Source organism: Aeromonas intestinalis, assembly GCF_054052485.1.
This window is the reverse complement of sequence record NZ_JBSTYK010000010.1, coordinates 24,669-46,166: the sequence shown is the minus strand read 5'-3', so window position 1 is coordinate 46,166 and position 21,498 is coordinate 24,669. Positions and strand designations below refer to the sequence as shown.

Below are 21,498 nucleotides of genomic sequence, written 5' to 3'. Positions count from 1 at the left end.
GCTCGCGAGTCGGCAATCGACTCTGCTCAATGCACGCTGGCGCCATTGAGCAGAAGCGACTCGGGGAGGCCTGGCCTCCCCGTCATCATCAATCCTTGACCGGGGTGAGCCAGCCCCACTTGTCCTCGGTCTGGCCGTTGAACAGGCCGAAGAAGGCGTTTTGCAACTGCTCGGTCACCGGGCCACGTCGGCCAGCACCTATCTGCATTCGATCCACCGAGCGTACCGGGGTCACCTCGGCGGCGGTGCCGGTCATGAAGATCTCGTCCGCCACATAAAGGGCTTCGCGTGGCAGCGCCTGTTCACGCACCTCGTAACCCAGGTCACGAGCCAGCGTCATGATGGTGTCGCGGGTGATGCCGGGCAGGATGGCGGCGGTGGCGGGCGGGGTGAACAGCACGCCGTTCTTCACCAGGAACAGGTTCTCCCCCGCCCCTTCGCTCAGGTAGCCATTCACATCCAGCGCCAGCCCTTCGGCGAAGCCGTTGCGCTTGGCCTCCCGGCTGATGAGCTGGGACGACAGATAGTTGCCGCCCGCCTTGGCGCCGGTGGGAATGGTGTTCGGCGCGAGCCGGTTCCAGGAGGTAACGCAGACGTCCACCCCGTTTTTCAGCCCCTCTTCCCCCAGATAGGCGCCCCAGGGCAGGGCGGCGACCATGAGGTCGGCCTTGGCATCGAGCGGTGGGTGCAGCCCCAGCCCCACGTTGCCGATGAAGGCGAGCGGGCGCAGATAGCCGCTCTTCAGGCCGTTCTCACGCACCACGGCGCGGCAGGCCTCGTTCACCTCGGCCTCGTCGTAGGGCACCTCCATCCAGTAGATCTTGGCAGAGTCGAACAGGCGGCGGGTGTGCTCCTGCAGACGGAAGATGCAGGTCCCCTTGGGGGTGTCGTAGGCACGGACCCCCTCGAATACGGAGGAGCCGTAGTGCAGGGCATGGCTCATGACGTGGACCTGGGCATCCTGCCAGGGCACCATCTTGCCGTTGAACCAGATGTATTGGGGCTGAGTGGCGGATTGGGAAGGCTGTGACATTGGCTTGGCTCCTTAAGCGCTGATCCGGGATGGCTGTTCCAGTGCATCGACCCGGGAGACGTCCACCAGCTTATTCAGCTGGCTCCACAACTGCTGGATGGGACGCTCCGACTCGACAGTAACCGTGATCCGCAGCTGTTGGCAATCCTGCTCCATGTGCAGGGCATTGAGGGTGAAGCCGCGGTGGCGCACCACCCGCAGCACCCGCTCCATCACTTCGGGTCTGGGCTGGGCGTGGATATGCAGGGTGTGCTGGTGCTGATTGTGCTGGTTCATGGGCGTTGCTCCATCATCTTGTGGTTCGCGACTCCCGGGGGCACCAGGGGCCAGACGTTTTCTTCCTCTGAAATCGCCACATGCAGCAGGTAGGCGCTCTCGCTCGCCAGCAGGCGAACCAGGGCACCGGCTATCTGTTCCTTGCATGTGATGGTCTCGCCAGGGATGCCGAAGGCGGCAGCCAGGGCGACAAAGTCGGGGTTGTCGGAGAGGATGGTCTCGCTGTAGCGGCCGTCGAAGAACAGCTCCTGCCACTGGCGCACCATGCCGAGGCGCTGGTTGTCCAGCAGTACCATCTTCACCTTGAGCTGGGCACGGCGAATGGTGCCGAGTTCCTGCACGTTCATCATGAAGGAGCCATCCCCGCTCACCAGCACCACCTCATCCTCCGGGCGCGACATCTTGGCGCCGATGGCGGCAGGCAGGCCGAAGCCCATGGTGCCGAGACCGGCACTGGAGAGGTGGTTGCGCGGGCTGGTGAAGCGCATGTGCTGGGCCACCCACATCTGGTGCTGACCCACGTCGCAGGCCACTACGCTGCTCTCTGGCAGGCGGTTTGAGAGCTCTTTGAGCAAGGCCGGGGCATAGATGGGCTGACCCGGATGGTCGTAGCTAAACGCGTATTCCCGGGCCATGGCGGCGCAGTGCTCGCGCCAGGGGGTGATGTCGAGGGCTATGGCGAGTGCGGGCAGCACCAGGGTCAGATCCGTGGTGATCCCCACCTCGGCGGCGCGGCGCTTGCCAAACTCGGCGGCGTCTACATCCAGATGGACAACCTTGGCGTGGGGGGCGAATTCGTCCAGCTTGCCGGTCACCCGATCATCGAAACGGGCCCCGGCCACCACCAGCAGATCGCACTGCTGTACCGCCAGATTCGCGGCCTTGGTGCCGTGCATGCCGAGCATGCCGAGATAGACGGAACTGTCGGGATCCAGCGCCCCTATGCCCTTGAGGGTGGTGACCGCCGGCATACCTGTGGCCGCGGCAAAGTCGCGCAGCTGGCTTTCTGCATTCGCCATGCCCACCCCGCCGCCGACGTAGAGCACGGGGCGCTCGGCGGCGGCCAGCAGGGCGCGGGCGGCGTTGAGCTCGGCCAGAATCAGGGCTTCTGGCTCTTCCACCGCAAACCGCGGGCTCTGTTTCGGCACGGCAGCCAGCTGGATATCCTTGGGAAAATCGATGAGCACGGGGCCGGGGCGACCGGAGGTGGCGATGGCAAAGGCTTCCGCCAGCACCCGGCCCAGGTCCGCCACATCCGTGACCATGAAGGAGTGCTTGGTGCAGGAGAGCGACATGCCGAGTACGTCCACCTCCTGGAAGGCGTCGGTGCCCACGGCGGCGCAGGGTACCTGGCCGCTGATGGCGACCAGAGGGACGGAATCGAGCAGCGCCTCCGCCAGACCAGTCACCAGGTTGGTGGCCCCCGGGCCCGAGGTGGCGATACAGACCCCCACCTGACCGGAAGCGCGGGCATAACCCACGGCGGCCATGGCGGCCCCTTGCTCGTGGCGGCACAGCTGATGGGCCAGGCCGCCGTCATACAGGGCATCGTAGACCGGCATGATGGCCCCGCCCGGGTAGCCAAACACCTGGGTCACACCCTGTTTCTTGAGAGCCTGTACCAAAAACTGCGCGCCGTTCATGTGGAAAATCCTGTCCTTTGGTCGAAAAAAAACCCCCGGGCCGTGAGGCTCGGGGGTCGCTTTGTTTCGTTCTGTCCGGTGGTGGGTCTATCCCTTGTTCCGTGCAGCCAAACGAGCCCCGAGCGGTGAGATAATAATCACCACTAGGACCACAATAATGCTGACGAAACGGGAGGCCATGTTCATAGTTACAACCGGAAATCCTGTGAAATCGGAGCGGTGCTTACCGCGAATGGCTATTAGAACTAGCACGGTGATTTTTATTGGGCAAGCACTTTTTACCTGACAAGACTCTGATTTCCAGCTGGTCACAACGCCCTGATTGGAACAAAAAACTAATAAAAAACGGTTAGCCAGCATATACATCAAACCAAGGACGGGATTTATGTCATTAGCTGTGGTTTATAGCCGTGCCAGCCTGGGTATTTCTGCCCCTCAGGTAACGGTGGAAGTCCACCTCTCCAACGGCCTGCCCGCCTTCAACATGGTGGGGCTGCCGGAAACCTCGGTGAAGGAGTCGCGGGATCGGGTGCGCAGCGCCCTGCTCAACGGCAACTTCGAGTTTCCCTCCAAGCACATCACGGTCAATCTGGCCCCCGCCGACCTGCCCAAGGAGGGAGGGCGTTTCGATCTGGCCATCGCCATCGGTATTCTCGCCGCGTCCAAGCAAATACCCGCCAAATACCTGCTCGATCATGAATTTTTGGGGGAGCTGGCCCTGACCGGCGAGATCCGCCCCGTGCTGGGGGTGCTGCCCGCGGTGTTGGCCTGCCGGGATGCGGGTCGCACCCTGCTGGTGCCGCGGGAGAACGGCCAGGAGGCTTCGCTCATCCAGGATGCCGAGGTGCGCACCGCCCACCAGCTGCTGGCGGTCACCGCCTGGCTGGCAGGCCAGTACGAGCTGCCCCTGCCCGAGCTCCAGAGTACGGAGAGCTTGCCCGATATCCCGGATCTGCAGGATGTGATCGGCCAGTCCCAGGCCAAGCGGGCGCTGGAGATCGCCGCCGCCGGCAGCCACAATCTGCTGTTTATCGGGCCACCCGGCACCGGCAAGAGCATGCTGGCGAGCCGCTTGCCCGGTATCTTGCCACCGCTGAGCGAGCAGGAGGCGCAGCAGACCGCCGCCATCCACTCCATCGGCGGCCTGACTCCGCGGGCCGGTCACTGGCACCACAGGCCCTATCGAACCCCTCATCACAGCGCCTCCGCCGTGGCCCTGGTCGGCGGTGGCAGTCACCCGAGGCCGGGGGAAATTTCCCTCGCCCACAACGGGGTGCTGTTTCTGGACGAACTGCCGGAGTTCGAGCGCAAGGTGCTCGATGCCCTGCGCGAGCCGCTGGAGACCGGCCATATCACCATCAGCCGGGCGGCGCGGCAGGTGGATTTTCCCGCCCGTTTCCAGCTGATCGGCGCCATGAACCCCAGCCCTTGCGGCCACTATGGGGACGGCCAGACCCGCGCCAGCCCAGATCAGATCCTGCGCTACCTCGGCAAGCTCTCCGGCCCCTTCCTCGATCGGTTTGACCTGACGGTGGAGGTGCCGCTGCTGCCCAAGGGGAGCCTCACCGGCAAGGCGGAGCGCGGCGAATCGAGCGTGCAGATCCGAGAGCGGGTATTGGGGGCGAGAGGGCGCATGCTGGCTCGCGGCGGGAAGCTCAACAACCTGCTGGATAGTCGTGAAATCGAAGTTTTTTGTCGATTATCGGCGCAAAATGCCGAGTTTTTGGAGAATGCCATCCAGCGGCTCGGCCTCAGCATCCGGGCCTGGCACCGCATCCTGCGGGTATCCCGCACCATCGCCGACCTGGCCGGCCAGCCCGATATCGGCAAGGAGCACCTGATCGAGGCGCTCGGCTACCGGGCCATGGACAGGCTGCTCTCCCGCCTGCGCAGCGGCTGAACCAGGCAGGAGACGGCGACGAGGGCTCCGTTCGGGAGATGCCTCTCCATGGTTTAACAGGTCGACGGCTGATAATATGGGCACAGATCTGACCACTTGCTGGTCTTCCACCGACAAGAAACGGACCCGACTCATGGCCAACAAGCTGATTGAGGGGCTGCGCGGCAGCCTCTCGACCCTGCTCTATTTCCTCAACACCCTGTTCTGGTTTGTCCCCATCCTGCTGCTCGGTCTGCTCAAGCTGCTGCTGCCGCTCAAGGGGTGGCGCACCCTGTGCAATGCACTGCTGGACGGCAGCGCCAGCTGCTGGATAGGTTTCAACAATCTGATCCAGAAAGTCATCATCCGAACCCTTTTTGAGGTGGTCGGAGTGGACAAAGGGAGCCGGAATGAGTGGTATATGGTCATCGCCAACCATCAATCCTGGGTCGACATACTGGTATTGCAGAGGATTTTTAATCAAAAAATCCCCTTCCTGAAGTTTTTCCTCAAGAAAGAACTGATTTGGGTACCTTTTCTCGGTCTGGCATGGTGGGCGCTGGATTTTCCCTTCATGCGGCGTTATTCCCGTAAATTTCTGGAAAAACACCCCCATCTGAAGGGAAAAGACATAGAGACAACCCGCAAGGCCTGTGCCAAGTTCCGCCACATTCCGGTGAGTGTGATGAACTTCGTGGAGGGCACCCGCTTCACCCCCCGCAAGCATGACAAGCAGGCCGCCCCCTACCGTCATCTGTTGCACCCGAGGGCTGGCGGCGTCGCCTTTACCCTGGCCGCCATGGGGGATCAACTGCACAAGCTGGTGGATGTCACCATCGCCTACCCGGGCGGCGTCCCCAGTTACTGGGATTTCATGTGCGGTCGAGTCAGGGAGGTCAAGGTTCGGGTCCGCTTCTTGCCGATCGAACGCAATCTGGTGGGGGATTACTTCAATGACCCCGAGTTCCAACAAGAGTTTCAGCAGTGGTTGAACGGGATCTGGCACGAGAAGGATCAGACCCTGAACCAGCTGCTGGCGAACGAGACGCCCTCAAGGACGCCATGCTAAGCCTGCTCCCCGGCCCGCTGGTGCTGCTCATCAGCGCCGGCCTGACCATCCTCTTCACCGCCCTGTGCGCCAGCCTGATCCTGCTGGTCTCCCTGGCGAAGCTGCTGCTGCCCATCCCGGCCTTCGGCCGCGCCTGCAGCCGCCTCAACAACCGCTTCATGCGTCTGTGGCTGGCCTGCAACGCCCTGGTGATCCGCCTCACCACCCGCATCGAGTGGCAGGTGGAGGACGACACCCGCCTGCGCAAGGATGGCTGGTACCTCATCGTCAGCAACCACATGAGCTGGACCGATATCGTGGTGCTGGGCCACCTGTTCCGTGACCGGCTGCCGGTGCCCAAGTTCTTCATGAAGCACGAGCTCATCTACATACCGCTGCTGGGGCTCGCCTGCTGGGGGCTGGACATGCCCTTCATGCGCCGCTATTCACGGTCATTCCTGCTGAAAAATCCTCATTTGAGAGGAAAAGATATCGAAACAACCCGCAGCGCCTGTGAAAAATTCCGCCATATTCCCACCACCGTCATCAACTTCGTGGAGGGCACCCGCTTTACCGAACCCAAGCGGGATGCGGCGCGCTCCCCCTACCGCCACCTGATGCCCCCCAAGGCAGCGGGGCTTGCCTTCACGCTGGCGGCCATGGGGGATCAGTTCGACAGCCTGATCAACGTCACCATCAGCTACCCGGACAACATGGAGACGCCGTTCAAGGACTTCCTGATGGGCCGGATGAAACGCATCCGGGTGCGCATCGAGGAGCTGCCGGTGGACGAGCAACTGGTCGGGGATTACTTCAACGACAAGCAGTTCAAGCGCGGCTTCCAGCAATGGCTGAATCAGCGTTGGCAGGAAAAAGATCAGGTGCTGACCCAGTGGCAGGGGGCAGAGGCGGCTCAGGCCGAACCGGTCCTCGTCATCGAGGCGGCGTCAGACAAGAGCGCAGAGGCCAACTCGGGCAGCTGATCCTCGCTGAAAACCCGGATCCCGTGGCGGCGCAGCAGGGCCGTGGTCTTGCCCTCTCCCGCCACGGAAATGCCCTCGAAGCGGCCGTTGTAGATGCGGCCACTGCCGCAGGAGGGGCTCCCCTCTTTGAGCAGGGCGAAGCGAATGCCCTGTGCCTGGCAGAGCTGCAGCGCCAGTTCGGCGCCGCGATCGAACTCGGCCGTCACATCCAGCCCGCTCTCTGTCAGCACCCGCTCACCCTGGCGCTCGGCAGGGGGGCGCGGGGTTGGCAGGCCGCCCGCCACCTCGGGGCAGAATGAGAGCACTCGCCCCTCGGCCCCCAGAGCCGCCAGCCAGTCGCTGACGATGCCCTTGCTCTGGCCATCGTAACGCACCGGCTGCCCCAGCAAACAGGCGCTGACTAAGACTTTTTCCTTCACACCTGTGCCTTATGAATTTTATTAAAGCCAACCCACCCGGTACTTTTTGCTGTTTCAACAATGAAATCCATATCTATTAGATCGCCATCGGGCAGTAGCTCTTCACTAATTTCTATAGAGCCATAAAAGCACTGTTCATGGTCTGCCCATCCAACAGCAGCAAGAGTGTAAACTTGCATTTCTTCATGCAAACGAAGCCCTGAAAATGGTGCGAAAGGCAAGTTAAGCTCTTTGGAACCACTGCAAAAACAGGTCTTATCTACATCTCGCACAATTAATGAAAGCTTCACTTTGTAATTCATAGCAACAGCGCTCTCTTCATGCCTCAGCCCCGTTCATCACCTGATCGAACATCACGCAGCTGGGATTCTCCAGCCGGTAGAGGATGGCGGGGCGTTGCTTGCCGGTGCGCTTGCGGCCGGTATCCACCAGCACGTCGGCCCGGTGGATCCGCTTGCGAAAGGCCGCCGTGTTCATGGGCGTCTGCAGGATGATTTCGAAGGCGCGCTGCACCTCGGAGAGGGTGAACTCGCTCCCCAGCAGTTGCAGCGGCAGGGTGCTGTAGCGGCTCTTGATCCGCAGTCGCTCCACCCCCTTGGCGATGAGCTGGACATGGTCGAAGGCGAGGCCCAGCCCCGGCAGAGCCGAGAGCGGGTGCCAGCGGCCGCGCACCACCTCCACCTCGGGCTCCACCAGGCACAGATAAACCAGGGTGGTGGACCAGCCACGGGGATCCCGCTCCAGATTGCCGAGGGTGCAGACCTGCTCGCTGTAGCAGAGCCCCAGCCCCCACTCCGTCAGCAGACGGTGGAGAGCGGCATCCAGATCCCGGTCACGGGTCTCGTCGATGCGCAGGGCCGGCAGTTGCCAGCACTGGGCAAAGGGGGGGCGATCGCGGGTTTCGAGGAGCAGTTCCAACCGCTCATCGTTCAGCCGCAGCACCACCATATCAAGACTCATTCTCGGCATCTCGGTCGACCTGCTCGCCTTCTAATAATGTTTGGTAGATAATATCACAAGAATATTATGTGCAGGAGCCACCCATGGGAATCGTCGCCAGCCTGGATATTGATGCGCAGAAGGGCTTCACCCCCCTCTGCCCGAACGAACTACCCGTCGCGGGCGGGGATGAGATCGCGGCTGCGCTCAACGCCCAGGCGGCCCTCGCCAGCCTGAGAGTCGGCAGCAAGGATGCCCATCCCCGCAATGCGGCCTGGGTCGTAACCGACCCCGCCAGCATGTTGCTGCCCCTGGACTTGCCGAACGCCGATCTCACCTGGCCGGCCCACTGCGTGCCGGGCACCCCGGGCTTCGAGCTGCTGGAGGGCCTGCCCGCCCCCATCGACTACGACTTCTTCGTCTGGAAGGGGGTCGAGCCGGATCTGCATCCCTACGGTGCCTGCTTCCACGATCTGGCGGAGCGTCGCAGCACCGGGCTCATCGAATTCCTGCAGGCGCGCGGCGTCGATACAGTTCTGGTTGGCGGTCTGGCCACCGATTACTGCGTCAAGACCAGCGTGTTGCAACTGCGCCGGGCCGGTTTCAGGGTCATCGTTCACCTCGATGCCTGTCGCGGCATAGCCCCCGAGACGATCGCCCAGGCCCGCACCCAGATGACTGAGGCTGGCGCCGAACTGGCCCAGACCCTGACCGATGTACAACAGCTGCTGGATGCCTGATATGCCTCCCATCCTCACCCGTCTCGTCGACACCGACGCCTGCGAGCTACCCATGCAGCAGGGGAACGATGCCGTTCACTCCCGCCTGCGAGGAGCCTGATATGCCTCCCATCCTCAACAGTCTGCTCGACACCGATGCCTACAAGCTGCACATGCAGCAGGCGGTGTTCCATCGCTATCCCGATGCCGAGGTGGTGGCCGAATTCCACAGCCGCAACGAGGAAGACTTGCTCCCCATGATGGGGGAGATCGAAGAGCAACTGCACCTGGCCGGCTCATTGCGACTGACCAGGCCGGAACTCAACTTCCTCGCCGAGCGCCCCTTCTTCACCGCCGACTACCTGGATCACCTGCGCCGCAAGCCGCTGGATGCATCATTATTGCGGGTGTTCGAGCGAGATGGTCGCATCAACGTCCGTGTAGAAGGCTCCTGGCAGGACGTTATCCTGTGGGAGATCCCCGTCCTCGCCATCATCAGCGAGATGCGCAACCGCTTCCGCTATCCCCAGTTCGGGGTGAGCCAGGCCCTCACCCGGCTGGATCAGAAAATCGACAAGCTGGAGCGGGACCTGAGCCCCGAGGAGATGCAGGAGTTCAACCTCATCGACTTTGGCACCCGTCGCCGCTTCTCCCACGCCGTGCAGGATGCCGTGGTGGGTCGCCTCAAGGAGCGCCTGCCGGCGTTTCGCGGCACCAGCAACTACCAGCTGGCCCAGAAGTACAGCCTGCCCGCGGTGGGCACCCAGGCCCACGAGTGGTTCCAGGCCCATCAGCAGCTCGGTTTCCCGCTGGAGCACAGCCAGCGCGCCGCCCTCACCAGCTGGCTCGACGAGTTCACCAACCACCTCGGCATCGCCCTGACCGACTGCATCACCATGGATGCCTTCCTGCGGGACTTCGACTTCGAGCTGGCCAGCCGCTATCAGGGGCTGCGCCACGACTCCGGTGACCCCGTGGTGTGGGGTGAGAAGGCCATCAGCCACTACCAGCGCCTCGGCATCGACCCCACCGAGAAGACGCTGGTGTTCTCCGACGGTCTCAATCTGGACAAAGCCGTGGAGCTGCTGCGCCACTTCCGCGGTCGCATCAACACCAGCTTCGGCATCGGCACCAAGCTCACCTGCGATCTGCCCGGCGTCTGCCCCATGAACATCGTGTTCAAGCTGATGGAGTGCAACGGCGGCCCGGTCGCCAAGATCTCCGACAGCCCGGGCAAGACCCTGTGCCGGGATGCGGACTTCATCCGCAACCTCAAGCAGGCCTTCCACATCGGGGTCTGAGCAATTTTGCTGCCCGCCGCTTGCGCATCGGGCCGACAGCCCCCTACCATAACCCCCATCCCAGGCCCGACAGCATGTCGGGCCTTTCTCTTGTCCCCTTTGCAGAAGGATTTGTTCATGCGCCGTCACTGGATTGTTGCCCTCACCACCCTGTTTGCCAGCCTGCTGGGCAGTCAGGCGGCCCTGGCCGCCGAGCCGCTTCGCGTCTCCGCCATTCCCGATGAGGCCCCCACCGAATTGCAGCGCAAATTCGCCCCTCTCGGGGAGTACCTGGCCGAGAAGACCGGTCGCGAGGTGGTATTCGTGCCGGTCAATGACTACGCCGCCGTGGTCGAGGCGCTGGCCGCCGGCAAGCTGGACATGGCCTGGCTGGGGGGCTTCACCTATGTGCAGGCACACCGCCGTGCCGACAAGGTGGTTCCCCTGGTGCAGCGTCAGGAGGATGCCCAGTTCACCTCCAAGTTCATCGCCAATGCAGGCAGCGGCATCCAGACCCTGGCCGACACCAAGGGTCATGACTTCGTCTTCGGCTCCCCCTCCTCCACCTCGGGTCACCTGATGCCGCGCCACTTCCTGGCCGAACAGGGCATCAATTCGGACCGTGACTTCACCCATGTCGCCTACTCCGGTGCCCACGACGCCACCGTCGCCTGGGTCGCCTCCGGCAAGGTGCCGGCCGGTGTGCTCAACGCCTCGGTCTGGGAGAAACTGGTCGAGGAGGGCAAGGTCGATACCAGCAAGGTCAAGGTGATCTGGACCACGCCGACCTACTTTGACTACAACTGGACGGTGCGCGGCGATCTGGATCCGGCGCTGCAGGCTCAGCTCAAGCAGGCCTTCCTCAGCCTGGACCCGGCCATCCCGGCCCAGGCCGAGATCCTCAAGCTGCAGCGGGCCAGCCGTTTCATCGAGACCAAACCCGAGAACTATCAGGGCATCGAAGCGGCTGCCACCCAGGCCGGTCTGCTGAAGTGACCGCCGTGACGCTGGCCGGCGCCGGACTGACGCTCGGCCAGAGCCGCATCCTGCACCCGCTGGATCTGCATATCGAGGCGGGAGAGACGGTCGCCATCATAGGGCCGAGCGGGGCCGGCAAGACCAGCCTGCTGCGACTCATCGGCACCGAACTGCGGGCCCAGGGAAGGCTGACGCTGTGGGGCCAGGATCCCTGGGCCCTCTCCACCGGTGCACGCCAGCGCTTGCGCAGCCGGATCGGCATGGTCTGGCAACAGCCGCCACTCCCCGCCGCCCAATCCGTCATGACGGCGGTGCTGGCGGGTCGGCTCGGCCAGTGGTCCCTCGGCCGGGCGCTCTGCTCGCTGCTGCGTCCCTGCGATCCCGCCGGAGCCCTGGCCGAACTCCAGCGCCTGGGTCTGGCCGACAAGGGGCAACAACGCTGCGGCGAACTCTCCGGCGGCCAGTTGCAACGGGTCGGCATCGCCCGGGTGCTCTATCAGCAGCCGGACTTGATCCTGGCGGACGAACCCGTGTCTGCCCTCGATCCCGTGCTCGCCAGGAGCAGTCTGGAGGCCCTGCTGCACCAAGCCGGTGCCCGGGGCAGCACCCTGATTGCCAATCTGCATGCGGTCGAGCTGGCCCTCGGCCTGTTCCCCCGCATCATCGGCCTGCGCCAGGGCCGCATCCAGTTCGACTGCCCTGCCAGCGAGGTCAGCCAGACCATGCTGACCGCCCTCTACGCCGGTGACGACGAGGCGAGTGCATGCCTGCGCTGAGCCGCTGGCGTCACCCCCTGCCCTGGCTGCTGGCACTGGTCGGGCTCAGTCTCTGGCAGCAAGCCCAGGGCTGGATCGGCCTGTTCGATGGCCAGAGCTGGCGACAGATGGGCAACTTCCTCGCCACCAGCTGGCCCCCCCGGCTGGATTCAGACTTCCTCCTGCTGACCCTGAGGGCCGCCCTGGAGAGCCTGGCCGTGGCCACCCTCGGGCTCTTTGGCGCCCTGCTGCTCGGCATTCCATTCGCCCTGCTGGGCTCCCGAGCCCTGTCGCTGGCGGAATTGGGCCCGATACCCAGCCCGCTGCGCACGGCCTTGCGTGCGTTCTCACGCCTGGTCGCCATCCTGCTGCGCAGCCTGCCTGAGCTCATCTGGGCCCTGCTGTTCGTGCGCCTGTCCGGCCTGGGACCGCTGGCGGCCATCCTGGCCATCGCCGTCAGCTATGGCGGCATGCTGGCCAAGGTCTACAACGAGATCATGGAGAACGGCGCCCTGCAACCGGCCAGAGCCTTGCTGCTCAGCGGCAGCGGCCGCCTGCAGGCGCTCTGGTACGGCGTGCTGCCCGCGGTACGTCAAGAGCTGCTCTCCTACACCGTCTATCGCTGGGAGTGCGCCCTACGCGCCTCGGTCATCATGGGCTTCGTCGGCGCAGGCGGGCTCGGCCAGCAGCTCGAGCTCTCCTTGCGCATGTTCGCAGGTCCGGAAGTGGCGACCCTGCTGCTGGCCTTCATCCTGCTGGTCACTCTGGCCGACGGCCTCAGCGCCTGGCTGCGGCAGAGCCGCTTCCCCGGTCTGTTGCTGCTGGCCTGCCTGGTGCTGGCCGGCGTCATGGCGCTGGGGCTGCTGGACTGGCGCATGCTGAGTGTCTCCCCCGCCGGGCTTGGGCAGTTCATCGCTGAGTTTTTCACCCCGGACTGGTCCTGGCCCTTCCTGCGTCTGGTCGCCGGTGGCCTGCTCGATACGGTGCAGATGGCCGTGCTGAGTACCCTTTTCAGCGCCTTGCTGGCACTGCCCCTGGCGGTGCTGGCTCGCCACTGCTGGCCGCTGCGGCTGCTGTTCAACCTGCTGCGCTCCGTGCCCGAGCTTATCTTTGCCAGCATCCTGGTCATCGCCGTCGGGCTCGGCCCGGTGGCGGGCATACTGGCGCTCACTCTGCACACCACGGGCGTGCTGGCCAGGTTGTTCGTGGAAACCCTGGAGAATGCCGAACAAGCCCCCCGGCTCGCCCTGCAACTGGCCGGAGCCGGGCGGATCGCCAGCTTCTGGTACGGGCTCTTCCCCCTGGTCGCCCGCCAGTGGCTGGCCTACAGCCTCTATCGCGGCGAAATGAACCTGAGGGCCGCCACCATCTTGGGGGTGGTGGGTGCCGGCGGCCTTGGGCAGCAGCTCTATGTCTCCCTGAGCCTGTTCCGCTACGATCAGGCCGCCACCCTGCTGCTGGCCATACTGCTGCTGGTCTGGCTGGCGGAGGCCATCAGCCGCCGCACCCGTCTGCCGCGAGCCAGCTCCCCGCGCGATTGCCAGATCTGAGCCTCCGGATGGCGATGAGCCATCAAACAAAAAGCCCGCCGGTTCGCACCGGCGGGCTTTTTTCATGGATTCAGCCTGGATCAGTCTTTCTTGGCCAGCAGGAACTTCACCAGCTGGTTGAACTGCTCCTGGGAAGTGATGGATTCAATCTTCACCATGTACTTGCCGTTGACCAGGAAGGCCGGCACACCGCGCACGTTGTAGATCTCGGTGTTGCGATCGAACTGGGAAACCATGCCGGAAACGGCAAAGCTGTCGACGGCGCCGTCAAACTCCTCGGCCGCGACACCGTTGTCCACGAAGATCTGCTTCACATCGGCACGGCTCTGCGGGATCTGGCGCTGGACGTGGATCTTGTCGAAGATGGCCGGGGTCAGCTTGCCTTCAACGTTCAGCAAGTTGGCAACCGCGTAGGCACGCTGCATCTCCGGGCCCATCTCGCGGCCGAGGAAAGCCACCGGGCTTTTCTTCATCGGCACGCCTTCCGGCAGGCTCTTGGCCAGATCTTCGGCGATCGGTTCAAACTTGGCGCAGTGCGGGCAGAAGTAGGAGAAGAACTCCAGCACTTCTGGCTGAGCGCTGCCGGTCTGGGTCACCACGTCATAGTTGACGCCTTCCTTGAATTGCGGGGCGGCGTGAACCATGGGGATCATCAGCATGGCAGCGAGGAAAAATAGTACTTTTTTCATGACGTTTCCTGTTAAGGGATCACAGTGAGGCACGCCCGGCGAACCGAAGCAGTCCAAGCCTATTGCGTCACCCCTTCGCCGTCAATGGCAAAGGCGCGATGGCGGAGTGCTCCTCCCCGCCCGCAGGAAAAGCCCCCGCCCCTTACCAGTTCGGCATCAGGCTGAGAGGCGGGGCCTTCAGAGCTTCCAGCTGATCGTGCAGAGTCGCTATCTGCTGGCGCCAGTAGTGATCGCTGTTGAACCAGGGGAAGTGACGAGGAAAGGCCGGATCTTCCCAGCGCCGCGCCAGCCAGGCCATGTAGTGAACGATGCGCATGGCGCGCAGGGGCTCTATCAGCGCCAGCTCCCGCGAGTCGAACTCCATGAACTCCTCATAGCCCGCCAGCAGGGTATCGAGCTGGATCTGCTGCTCGTTGCGATCCCCGGAGAGCAGCATCCACAGATCCTGAACGGCGGGGCCGGTGCGGCAGTCATCGAGATCCACGAACAGGGGGCCGTCGCGCCACAGGATGTTGCCGGGGTGGCAATCCCCGTGCAGGGAGATCTGGGCCACCTCCAGGGTCATGGCGTCACACACGTGGTGGATCAGCTCGTCCAGCACCCCGTAGAACTGCTTGGCCAGTCCGCTCGGCACCCACTCTCCGGCGGCCAGCAGCTGGCGAGGCTCGTGCAGCATGGTTTCTACATCCAGCCTGACCCTGTGGTGGAAGGGACGGCTGGCCCCGATCCGGTGAATGCGACCCAGATAGCGTCCCACCCACTCCAGCTGATCCAGGTTGTCCACCTCGAACTGGCGACCACCGACGCTCTGCCAGATGGCGAAGGCGTAGCCCTGATGCTCCAGCAGGGTCTCACCGGCGAAGGTGAGCGGCGCCGCTACCGGGATCTCCTCGTCGTTGAGACAGGCGGCGAAGCCGTGCTCCTCCAGGATCTGGGCCCTGTCCCAGCGACCGGGACGATAGAACTTCACCACATAGCGGCGGCGATCCTCGTCCTGAAACTGGTAAACCCGGTTCTCGTAGCTGTTGAGCTCGATAAGGCCGGAATCGATGCGCAGGCCGCTGAGATCGATGGCATCCATGATGAGGTCGGGATTGAGGTCGGAATAGTTGAAACGCATGTCATCCACCATGAGAAAGGGGCGCTGTTGCGCCCCATACTATCACCACTCATCACAAGGGTGGGCCTAATCGGCCACCCTTGCTCCCATCAGATGCCAGCCTGCCCCGGACCCGGCATCATAGCCGGCCGATGAACTTGCTGGCCTGACGCAGGTGGCCCTTGCGATCGTCCGGCGCCGTTCCCTCTCGGGTGAGCACGAACTGGATGTCCAGGGTGGGCCGCTTCAGGTTGAAGGGATCCACCGCCAGACTCACCGGCAGGGTGTAGATCTCGCCCGGTTTGAGGGTGACCTCCCGCGGGCCGAACCACTCATATTCGGGCAGCCCTTCCACATCCAGTTGATAACGCTGGGATTGCAGCGTCTTGTTGAGGATCTTGAGGGTATAGGTGTTCTCGATGAGCCCCTCGCTGTTCTCCCGGAACAGCTGGTTGCGATCCCGCAGTATGTCGAGCCCCATGGGCATGATGGACATGGCGTTGTAGACGAAGACGCCCAGCATGATCACCATCACCAGGCCATAGCCAAGCAGCTTGGGCCGCGCCACCTTGGTCTGGTTGTGGGCCAGCTTGTGCTCGGTGGTGTAGCTGATGAGCCCCTTGGGGTAGCCCATCCGGTCCATGGTTTGATCACAGGCATCGACACAGGCGCCACAGTTGATGCACTCGTACTGCAGGCCGTCGCGGATGTCGATGCCGGTCGGGCAGACCTGGACGCACAGATCGCAGTCGATGCAGTCCCCCAGCCCCAGCGCCTTGGGATCCGCCTTGCGACCGCGAGGGCCCCGTGTCTCGCCACGCTTGGTGTCATACCCGACGATGTAGGTGTCCTTGTCGAACATGGCGGACTGGAAACGGGCATAGGGACACATGTGGATGCACATGATGGCCCGCATCCAGCCCGCGTTGCCATAGGTGCAGGCGGCGAAGAACAGCACCCAGAAAATGACCCAGCCACCCGCCGCCAGGGTGAAGAACTCTGGCACCAACCGGTACACATCCTGGAAGTAGGCGACGAAGGTGAGGCCGGTGCCGAGGGACAGCAGGATCCAGGCCAGGTGCTTGGCCCCCTTGCGAGCCAGCTTCTCGCCGCTCCAGGGGGCGGCATCCAGCTTGCGGCGCTTGTTGGCCGATCCTTCCAATTTCTCTTCGAACCAGATGAACATGAAGGTCCACACCGTCTGCGGGCAGAGATAGCCACACCAGACTCGCCCGAGGAAGGTGGTCACGAAGAAGAGGCCGAAGGCGGCGATCATGAATACCCAGGCCAGCAGGGTCAGATCCTGCGGCCAGATGGTGGCACCGAAGATGTGGAACTGCTGGTGCTCCAGGTCGAACAGCACGGCCTGACGACCGTCATAGCGCAACCAGGGAAGGGCGACGAAGAGAACGACGAAGAACCAGCCCATGGCCTTGCGCACGCGCTGCCAGTAGCCGGTCTGGGATCTCACATAGATGCGGTTGCCGGGGTTGAACCTGTCATCACCGGCCTTGAACGTGTGGGGATTGAAGGTCCCGGTGACATCGCCGGAGACGTCCTTGATATCGATCTTGTCCTTGTCGGCCATTGCAACACATCGCTCCACTTATCTTGTTATGAAGCCGATTATATCTTAAACAACCTGCTAATTGTGTGGGTTAAATGTATCTATAGTTCGAGTCCCGTCGCAATTTCAGATAACAAAAAAGGCCCATCGTCAGTTGACTGATGGACCTTATTGATGGTCTCTTTTGAAAACCACCCAACTTTCCGGCAGGGGCAGGCTTTACTTGATGCCGCGGGCCTTGAGCAAGGCTTCCTTGAAGTCGGGTACCTGATCCTTGGCGAGCCCCGGGATCATCGCCTGCTTGTCGGACTCGCGCATCTTGAGGTGGTAGATCAGCATGTCGTCGGTCAGCTCGGACAGGGCGCCGTCATAACCGGCCTCCGCCGCCAACTTGGCGATGAACTGTACCAGACTCAGATCCTGATCCTTGATCCAGGCGGGTTGCAGCAGCTCCAGCAGCTCTTCGATACGATGACATTGCATAGACGACCTCTTTAAATCTGTCTTGTGAAACTCAGGCAACCTTACCCATCAAGGCTACTTCGATACGATCCCGTCCATTATGCTTGGCCTGATAGAGGGCCGCATCCGCTTTTTGGACCAGCTCGGCCATGGAGAGGCTCTGATCCGGCACCAGAGTCGCCACCCCGAAGCTGCAGCTGACCCGACCGGAAACCAGCGACTTCTGATGGGGGATCCCCTGGGCACGCAGGGCGGCGCGTACCTGCTCGGCGATCTGGAGCGCCCCCTGCTGGCTGGTACAAGGCAACAGCAGGGCAAACTCCTCACCGCCGTAACGAGCCGCCAGATCGTCCTCCCGCCTCAATACTTCCGCCAGCAGCCCCCCCACCTGCTGCAGACACTCATCCCCCAGCTGATGGCCGTAGTGATCGTTGAACTGCTTGAAGTAATCCACGTCCACCAGCACCAGGGAGAGGGGCGCCCTCGCCCGGTGGCAACGGCGCCACGCCCGGGCCAGGCTGTCATCCAGGTGAGCCCGGTTGGCGATGCCGGTCAAGCCATCCAGTCTGGAGGTGAGCCTGAGATGCTCGGAGACCGCCTTGAGCTCGGCCACCAGATCCGCGTTGGAGAAACGATGATAGAGAGAGGCGGCCTGATCCCGCCGCAGGCGGCGCAGCAGCGTCGGCAGAAACACGAACAGATAACCCGCCAGCAGACAGGAGACGATGCGCTCCTGCTCGTTGCCGACACTCAGCTCGAACAGCATGGCGAATCCCAGCGGCAGCACGGCCCCATAGAGAGTGCGGCGACTGCCAAACAGCATGATGGCACTGCCGGTGAGGATCAGGCTGGAGAGCATCAGCATGGCGGCGCGATAGGTATCGGGCAGCTTGTCCATGTAGAGCAGTACCCCGAGCGCCCAGATGATGGAGGTGATGGTGGCCCCGATGAACAGCTCCCGCTCCAGTACCGGCAAGGGCAGGTGGATCAGGTTGGGGCGTCGCCAGCACAGGTGCCACCAGCGTCCCAGCAGCAGCAGGCAGACCAGCCCCAGCCACCCCAGTGCCTCTTCGGCCGGTAGATAATCATGGAACAGCAGGCTCCAGCCAACCGCCAGCAGCGCCAGACAAGGCAGACTGAATAAGGCATTGGCATAGAGCTGACCCATGATGGCCTGCTGCACCTGACGTGTGACGCTCTGGGTCAACGGCTTGCTCCCTGTACATTAGCCGACCAGTCTACCACCGCCCCTTCCGTGCCAACAATCAATCGGCCGCTATTAAGCTGCAGCTCAGCTTGGCAGGCGGCTCAGTATGAATCTCACTGCTCCGCCTGCTCGCCTCAGCCCCGTTCCAGCTCGTCGAGAATGGGGCATTCCGGGCTCGCATCCCCGTGACAGCAACCCACTACTTCCTCGAGAGAGGCCAGCATGGCCTGCAGGCCGGCAATGCGGGTGCGCAGATCGACGATCTTCTCCTGGGCCAGCTTTTTGACCTGGGCGCTGGTCCTGTGCTCATCCCGATAGAGCGCCAGCAACTCCTGGCACTCCTCCAGATTGAAACCGGTCTCCCGCGCCCGCTTGACGAAGCGCAGCTCCCGCAATGCCCCGTCGCTGTAGCTGCGGTAGCCGTTGTCGCTGCGTATCGGTGCCGAAATGAGGCCGATGCTCTCGTAGTAGCGAATGGTCTTGGCGGTCAGGCCCGTCGCCTTGGCAACCTTGCTGATGTTCATGCGTGCCTCCTTAAACGTGCGGATGAGTGCTGACATGAGAACCCGCCTTGGGCTGCCAGCGTTTCAATAACAAAGAGTTGCTGAGCACTGTGATGCTGCTGAGCGCCATGGCCGCACCGGCAAGCTCAGGGCTGAGATAGCCCAGCGCCGCCAGCGGAATGCCGATGATGTTGAACACGAAGGCCCAGAACAGGTTCTGCTGTATGGTGCGCCAGGTGGCTGCCGAGATGTCGATGGCATCCGCCACCAGCCGCGGGTCAGAGCGCATGAGGGTGATGGAAGCAGTCTCCATCGCCACATCCGAGCCCGAACCCATGGCGATCCCCACGTCCGCCGCCGCCAGGGCCGGGGCGTCGTTCACCCCGTCCCCCACCATGGCCACCAGACCGCTGACCTGGCTGCGCAGGGCTTCGACCTTCTCCACCTTGCCGGCAGGCAGCACGGAATCGAAGGCGCCATCCAGTCCCAGCTTGGCGGCGATATGGGCCACCGGCGCTGGCGCGTCGCCGCTCACCAGCCAGCTGGCGATGCCACGCTGGTGCAGGGTGGCGATGGCGTCCGGGCTCTCGGGCCTCAGGGTATCCGCCAGGGCGGCGATGCCGACCGCCACCCCGTCGATGGCGACCCAGACCCGGGTCGCCCCGTCGTTATCCGCATCCAGCGCCTCTTGCACAGGCTGGGCGATGCCGAGCCCGGCCAGCAGGGAGGGGTTGCCGATGGCCACCTGGTGACCCGCGACCTTGCCGAGAATACCGGCACCGACCCGTACCTCCACGGCTTCCGGCTGGGGCAGTTCAGTACCGCTTACCGCCTCCCGCATGGCCAGCGCCAGCGGGTGTTCGCTCGCCTGTTGCAGGGCGGCAGCCAGACGCAGCTGCTCATCGTTGCCACTCCAGCTCGCCAGCACAGGTTTGCCCTGGGTGAGAGTACCTGTCTTGTCGAAGATCAGCGCCTTGATGGCATGTGCCTTCTGCAGGGTATCCACGTCCTTGATCAGAATGCCGTGGCGCGCCGCCACCCCGGTACCGGTGACGATGGCGGCCGGCGTGGCCAGCCCTAGGGCACAGGGACAGGCGATGACCAGCACGGCCACCGCTGCCAGCAGAGCCTGACCAAAATCGTTGGTGAGGGCGTACCACACCAGCAGGGTAAACAGGGCGATCACCATCACCACCGGCACGAACACGGCGGAGACCCTGTCCACCAGCTGTTGCAGCGGAGCCTTGCCCATCTGGGCATTCTCCACCAGGGCGATGATCTTGCTGAGGCTGGAATCCTCTCCCACGGTCGTGGCTTCGATCTCCAGCACGCCGGAGCGATTGATGGCGCCCCCCAGCACGTTGTCCCCCAGGGTGCGCAGCACCGGCAGGCTCTCGCCGGTGAGGATGGATTCATCCAGTTCGCTCTCACCGCTGGTGATCTTGCCATCCACCGGCACCCGTTCCCCTACCAGCACCCGCAGCCTGTCGCCACGCAGTACCTCGTCAACGGCCAGGCTCTGCCACTCCCCGGCGCGCCAGACGGTGGCACTCTCCGGGCGCAGGGCCATCAACTCGCGAATGGCGGACTGGGTGCTGCGTCTGGCCCTGGCTTCCAGCAGTTTGCCGAGGGAGATCAGAGTGATGATGATGGCGCTCGCCTCGAAGTAGAGCTTGCCGCTGGCGGCCATGCCCAGAGTCGCCAGCAGATAGAGACTGTAGAAATAGGCGGCGCTGGTGCCGGTCGCCACCAGCACGTCCATGTTGGCGGAGCGGTTCTTGATGGCGAGCCAGGCACCGCGATAGAAGCGAGCCCCGATCCAGAACTGCACCGGGGTGGCGAGCACCAGCTCCAGCCAGGCGGGCAGATGCCAGGGCAGCAGCCCCGCCATGGCCAGCATCCCCACCAGCAGCGGCAGGGTGAGCAGAGCCGAAACGCTGACCTGCACCAGCGCATGGTGGGCGGCGGCGGACTCTTGCTCTTCCCGGGCCAGCAGTTGCTGACGGCGGGCGCTGGCACTGCCCTGCGCCAGCTGGGCACCGAAGCCCAGCCCTTCGATCTGCTCGCGCAGGGAGGCCGGCGTCTGGGCGCTAGGCACCAGGGTAATACGGGCCTGCTCGAGGGAAAAGTTGACGTCCGCGGCGATGACACCCGGCAGCGCGCTCAGCATCTTGCTGAGTCGAGCCGAACAACCGGCGCAGGTCATGCCGGTAATTTGAAACAGCAGCGTCTCTTCGCCGTAGTCGTAACCCTGTGCCTTGATGCTCTCCAGCACAACCGGCAATTGGGTAGCCTGGCTCAGCTCGATGGCCGCCTGCTCCAATGCGAAGTTGACGGTGGCTTCGACCCCGTCGAGTTTGTTGAGGGCGGCGGTGATCCGGCTGGCGCAGTTAGCGCAGCTCATGCCGCTGATGGGAAGTTGAATGTGCATGGTCATAACGATGCTCCTCAAAGCTGACCCACAAACAT

The 21,498-nt window shown here is 63.4% G+C and carries 21 protein-coding genes; 8 read left to right on the top strand and 13 right to left on the bottom strand.

Translation table 11 applies throughout. From position 1 onward, the window contains the following. Positions 1 to 88: 88 nt before the first annotated feature. From ACW5W7_RS13925 to ilvG, 3 genes are read right to left on the bottom strand one after another with little or no spacing between them, the layout of a single operon-like run. Complete coding sequence (locus tag ACW5W7_RS13925; protein ID WP_456502105.1) at positions 89 to 1,033, bottom strand: branched-chain amino acid transaminase; 945 nt, start codon at positions 1,031 to 1,033, stop codon at positions 89 to 91. Positions 1,034 to 1,045: 12 nt separating this feature from the next. Beyond that, a complete protein-coding gene (gene ilvM, locus ACW5W7_RS13920; RefSeq protein WP_456502104.1) occupies positions 1,046 to 1,309 on the bottom strand; it encodes an acetolactate synthase 2 small subunit in 264 nt (87 codons plus the stop codon). Continuing rightward, positions 1,306 to 2,952 carry an acetolactate synthase 2 catalytic subunit gene (ilvG, locus tag ACW5W7_RS13915; RefSeq protein ID WP_456502103.1) on the bottom strand — a complete coding sequence of 549 codons (1,647 nt, stop codon included), beginning with the start codon at positions 2,950 to 2,952 and terminating at the stop codon, positions 1,306 to 1,308. The genes ilvM and ilvG overlap by 4 nt, the downstream gene beginning before the upstream one ends. Positions 2,953 to 3,337: 385 nt before the next feature. On the opposite strand from ilvG, the gene ACW5W7_RS13910 reads away from it, so the two are divergent. From ACW5W7_RS13910 to ACW5W7_RS13900, 3 genes are all read left to right on the top strand, one after another. After that, positions 3,338 to 4,852 (top strand): YifB family Mg chelatase-like AAA ATPase, encoded by a 1,515-nt coding sequence (locus ACW5W7_RS13910; protein ID WP_456502102.1) that lies wholly within the window; start codon positions 3,338 to 3,340, stop codon positions 4,850 to 4,852. Between the two features lie 133 nt (positions 4,853 to 4,985). After that, on the top strand, positions 4,986 to 5,900 hold the full coding sequence (locus ACW5W7_RS13905) for an acyltransferase (protein ID WP_456502101.1): 915 nt from the start codon (positions 4,986 to 4,988) through the stop codon (positions 5,898 to 5,900). Continuing rightward, positions 5,894 to 6,862, top strand: coding sequence for an acyltransferase (locus tag ACW5W7_RS13900; protein ID WP_456502100.1), 969 nt, complete (start codon positions 5,894 to 5,896; stop codon positions 6,860 to 6,862). Before ACW5W7_RS13905 ends, ACW5W7_RS13900 begins: the two co-directional genes overlap by 7 nt. Here ACW5W7_RS13900 and ACW5W7_RS13895 read toward each other — a convergent pair. The 3 genes from ACW5W7_RS13895 to ACW5W7_RS13885 are packed head-to-tail and all read right to left on the bottom strand — an operon-like array spanning position 6,793 to position 8,250. After that, positions 6,793 to 7,281, bottom strand: a complete 489-nt coding sequence (locus ACW5W7_RS13895; protein WP_456502099.1) for a DUF523 domain-containing protein — start codon at positions 7,279 to 7,281, stop codon at positions 6,793 to 6,795. The genes ACW5W7_RS13900 and ACW5W7_RS13895 overlap by 70 nt on opposite strands. Continuing rightward, positions 7,278 to 7,583 carry a hypothetical protein gene (locus ACW5W7_RS13890; protein ID WP_281704435.1) on the bottom strand — a complete coding sequence of 102 codons (306 nt, stop codon included), beginning with the start codon at positions 7,581 to 7,583 and terminating at the stop codon, positions 7,278 to 7,280. The genes ACW5W7_RS13895 and ACW5W7_RS13890 overlap by 4 nt, the downstream gene beginning before the upstream one ends. Before the next feature lie 16 nt (positions 7,584 to 7,599). Then, the gene (locus ACW5W7_RS13885; protein WP_456502098.1) at positions 7,600 to 8,250 is read right to left on the bottom strand and encodes an NUDIX hydrolase; all 651 of its coding nucleotides are present in this window, start codon (positions 8,248 to 8,250) and stop codon (positions 7,600 to 7,602) included. A gap of 74 nt (positions 8,251 to 8,324) precedes the next feature. Here ACW5W7_RS13885 and ACW5W7_RS13880 point away from each other — a divergent pair, with 74 nt between their 5' ends. The 5 genes from ACW5W7_RS13880 (at position 8,325) to phnE (ending at position 13,502) form a co-directional block, all read left to right on the top strand. Further along, positions 8,325 to 8,960, top strand: a complete 636-nt coding sequence (locus tag ACW5W7_RS13880) for a nicotinamidase (RefSeq protein ID WP_456502097.1) — start codon at positions 8,325 to 8,327, stop codon at positions 8,958 to 8,960. A 101-nt stretch (positions 8,961 to 9,061) separates the two neighbouring features. Then, positions 9,062 to 10,240: a nicotinate phosphoribosyltransferase gene (pncB, locus tag ACW5W7_RS13875; RefSeq protein ID WP_456502096.1), complete on the top strand. Its 1,179-nt coding sequence runs from the start codon at positions 9,062 to 9,064 to the stop codon at positions 10,238 to 10,240. A 117-nt stretch (positions 10,241 to 10,357) separates the two neighbouring features. After that, complete coding sequence (locus tag ACW5W7_RS13870) at positions 10,358 to 11,215, top strand: putative selenate ABC transporter substrate-binding protein (protein WP_456502095.1); 858 nt, start codon at positions 10,358 to 10,360, stop codon at positions 11,213 to 11,215. Continuing rightward, positions 11,212 to 11,973, top strand: coding sequence for a phosphonate ABC transporter ATP-binding protein (locus ACW5W7_RS13865; RefSeq protein WP_456502094.1), 762 nt, complete (start codon positions 11,212 to 11,214; stop codon positions 11,971 to 11,973). Before ACW5W7_RS13870 ends, ACW5W7_RS13865 begins: the two co-directional genes overlap by 4 nt. Then, on the top strand, positions 11,961 to 13,502 hold the full coding sequence (gene phnE / locus ACW5W7_RS13860) for a phosphonate ABC transporter, permease protein PhnE (protein WP_456502093.1): 1,542 nt from the start codon (positions 11,961 to 11,963) through the stop codon (positions 13,500 to 13,502). The genes ACW5W7_RS13865 and phnE overlap by 13 nt, the downstream gene beginning before the upstream one ends. Positions 13,503 to 13,582: 80 nt before the next feature. Here the strand turns inward: phnE and ACW5W7_RS13855 are convergent, their stop codons facing one another. From ACW5W7_RS13855 to ACW5W7_RS13825, 7 genes are all read right to left on the bottom strand, one after another. After that, positions 13,583 to 14,191 carry a thiol:disulfide interchange protein DsbA/DsbL gene (locus ACW5W7_RS13855; protein ID WP_456502092.1) on the bottom strand — a complete coding sequence of 203 codons (609 nt, stop codon included), beginning with the start codon at positions 14,189 to 14,191 and terminating at the stop codon, positions 13,583 to 13,585. 142 nt (positions 14,192 to 14,333) lie between these two features. Beyond that, the gene (locus ACW5W7_RS13850) at positions 14,334 to 15,323 is read right to left on the bottom strand and encodes a serine/threonine protein kinase (protein WP_456502091.1); all 990 of its coding nucleotides are present in this window, start codon (positions 15,321 to 15,323) and stop codon (positions 14,334 to 14,336) included. 106 nt (positions 15,324 to 15,429) lie between these two features. Further along, positions 15,430 to 16,878, bottom strand: coding sequence for a cytochrome c oxidase accessory protein CcoG (gene ccoG / locus ACW5W7_RS13845; RefSeq protein WP_456502090.1), 1,449 nt, complete (start codon positions 16,876 to 16,878; stop codon positions 15,430 to 15,432). A 198-nt stretch (positions 16,879 to 17,076) separates the two neighbouring features. Further along, positions 17,077 to 17,340 carry a YihD family protein gene (locus ACW5W7_RS13840; protein WP_434664729.1) on the bottom strand — a complete coding sequence of 88 codons (264 nt, stop codon included), beginning with the start codon at positions 17,338 to 17,340 and terminating at the stop codon, positions 17,077 to 17,079. Positions 17,341 to 17,371: 31 nt separating this feature from the next. Continuing rightward, positions 17,372 to 18,526: a diguanylate cyclase domain-containing protein gene (locus ACW5W7_RS13835; RefSeq protein ID WP_434664730.1), complete on the bottom strand. Its 1,155-nt coding sequence runs from the start codon at positions 18,524 to 18,526 to the stop codon at positions 17,372 to 17,374. 134 nt (positions 18,527 to 18,660) lie between these two features. After that, on the bottom strand, positions 18,661 to 19,050 hold the full coding sequence (gene cueR, locus ACW5W7_RS13830) for a Cu(I)-responsive transcriptional regulator (RefSeq protein WP_456502089.1): 390 nt from the start codon (positions 19,048 to 19,050) through the stop codon (positions 18,661 to 18,663). Between the two features lie 10 nt (positions 19,051 to 19,060). Next, positions 19,061 to 21,466: a heavy metal translocating P-type ATPase gene (locus ACW5W7_RS13825; protein ID WP_456502088.1), complete on the bottom strand. Its 2,406-nt coding sequence runs from the start codon at positions 21,464 to 21,466 to the stop codon at positions 19,061 to 19,063. Positions 21,467 to 21,498 lie beyond the last annotated feature (32 nt).

Bases quoted from the DNA above. Each gene is read 5' to 3' on its own strand.
- ACW5W7_RS13925 (WP_456502105.1), bottom strand. From the start codon at position 1,033: ATGTCACAGCCTTCCCAATCCGCCACTCAGCCCCAATACATCTGGTTC.
- ilvM (WP_456502104.1), bottom strand. From the start codon at position 1,309: ATGAACCAGCACAATCAGCACCAGCACACCCTGCATATCCACGCCCAG.
- ilvG (WP_456502103.1), bottom strand. From the start codon at position 2,952: ATGAACGGCGCGCAGTTTTTGGTACAGGCTCTCAAGAAACAGGGTGTG.
- ACW5W7_RS13910 (WP_456502102.1), top strand. From the start codon at position 3,338: ATGTCATTAGCTGTGGTTTATAGCCGTGCCAGCCTGGGTATTTCTGCC.
- ACW5W7_RS13905 (WP_456502101.1), top strand. From the start codon at position 4,986: ATGGCCAACAAGCTGATTGAGGGGCTGCGCGGCAGCCTCTCGACCCTG.
- ACW5W7_RS13900 (WP_456502100.1), top strand. From the start codon at position 5,894: ATGCTAAGCCTGCTCCCCGGCCCGCTGGTGCTGCTCATCAGCGCCGGC.
- ACW5W7_RS13890 (WP_281704435.1), bottom strand. From the start codon at position 7,583: ATGAATTACAAAGTGAAGCTTTCATTAATTGTGCGAGATGTAGATAAG.
- ACW5W7_RS13885 (WP_456502098.1), bottom strand. From the start codon at position 8,250: ATGCCGAGAATGAGTCTTGATATGGTGGTGCTGCGGCTGAACGATGAG.
- ACW5W7_RS13880 (WP_456502097.1), top strand. From the start codon at position 8,325: ATGGGAATCGTCGCCAGCCTGGATATTGATGCGCAGAAGGGCTTCACC.
- pncB (WP_456502096.1), top strand. From the start codon at position 9,062: ATGCCTCCCATCCTCAACAGTCTGCTCGACACCGATGCCTACAAGCTG.
- ACW5W7_RS13870 (WP_456502095.1), top strand. From the start codon at position 10,358: ATGCGCCGTCACTGGATTGTTGCCCTCACCACCCTGTTTGCCAGCCTG.
- phnE (WP_456502093.1), top strand. From the start codon at position 11,961: ATGCCTGCGCTGAGCCGCTGGCGTCACCCCCTGCCCTGGCTGCTGGCA.
- ACW5W7_RS13855 (WP_456502092.1), bottom strand. From the start codon at position 14,191: ATGAAAAAAGTACTATTTTTCCTCGCTGCCATGCTGATGATCCCCATG.
- ACW5W7_RS13850 (WP_456502091.1), bottom strand. From the start codon at position 15,323: ATGGTGGATGACATGCGTTTCAACTATTCCGACCTCAATCCCGACCTC.
- ccoG (WP_456502090.1), bottom strand. From the start codon at position 16,878: ATGGCCGACAAGGACAAGATCGATATCAAGGACGTCTCCGGCGATGTC.
- ACW5W7_RS13840 (WP_434664729.1), bottom strand. From the start codon at position 17,340: ATGCAATGTCATCGTATCGAAGAGCTGCTGGAGCTGCTGCAACCCGCC.
- cueR (WP_456502089.1), bottom strand. From the start codon at position 19,050: ATGAACATCAGCAAGGTTGCCAAGGCGACGGGCCTGACCGCCAAGACC.
- ACW5W7_RS13825 (WP_456502088.1), bottom strand. From the start codon at position 21,466: ATGACCATGCACATTCAACTTCCCATCAGCGGCATGAGCTGCGCTAAC.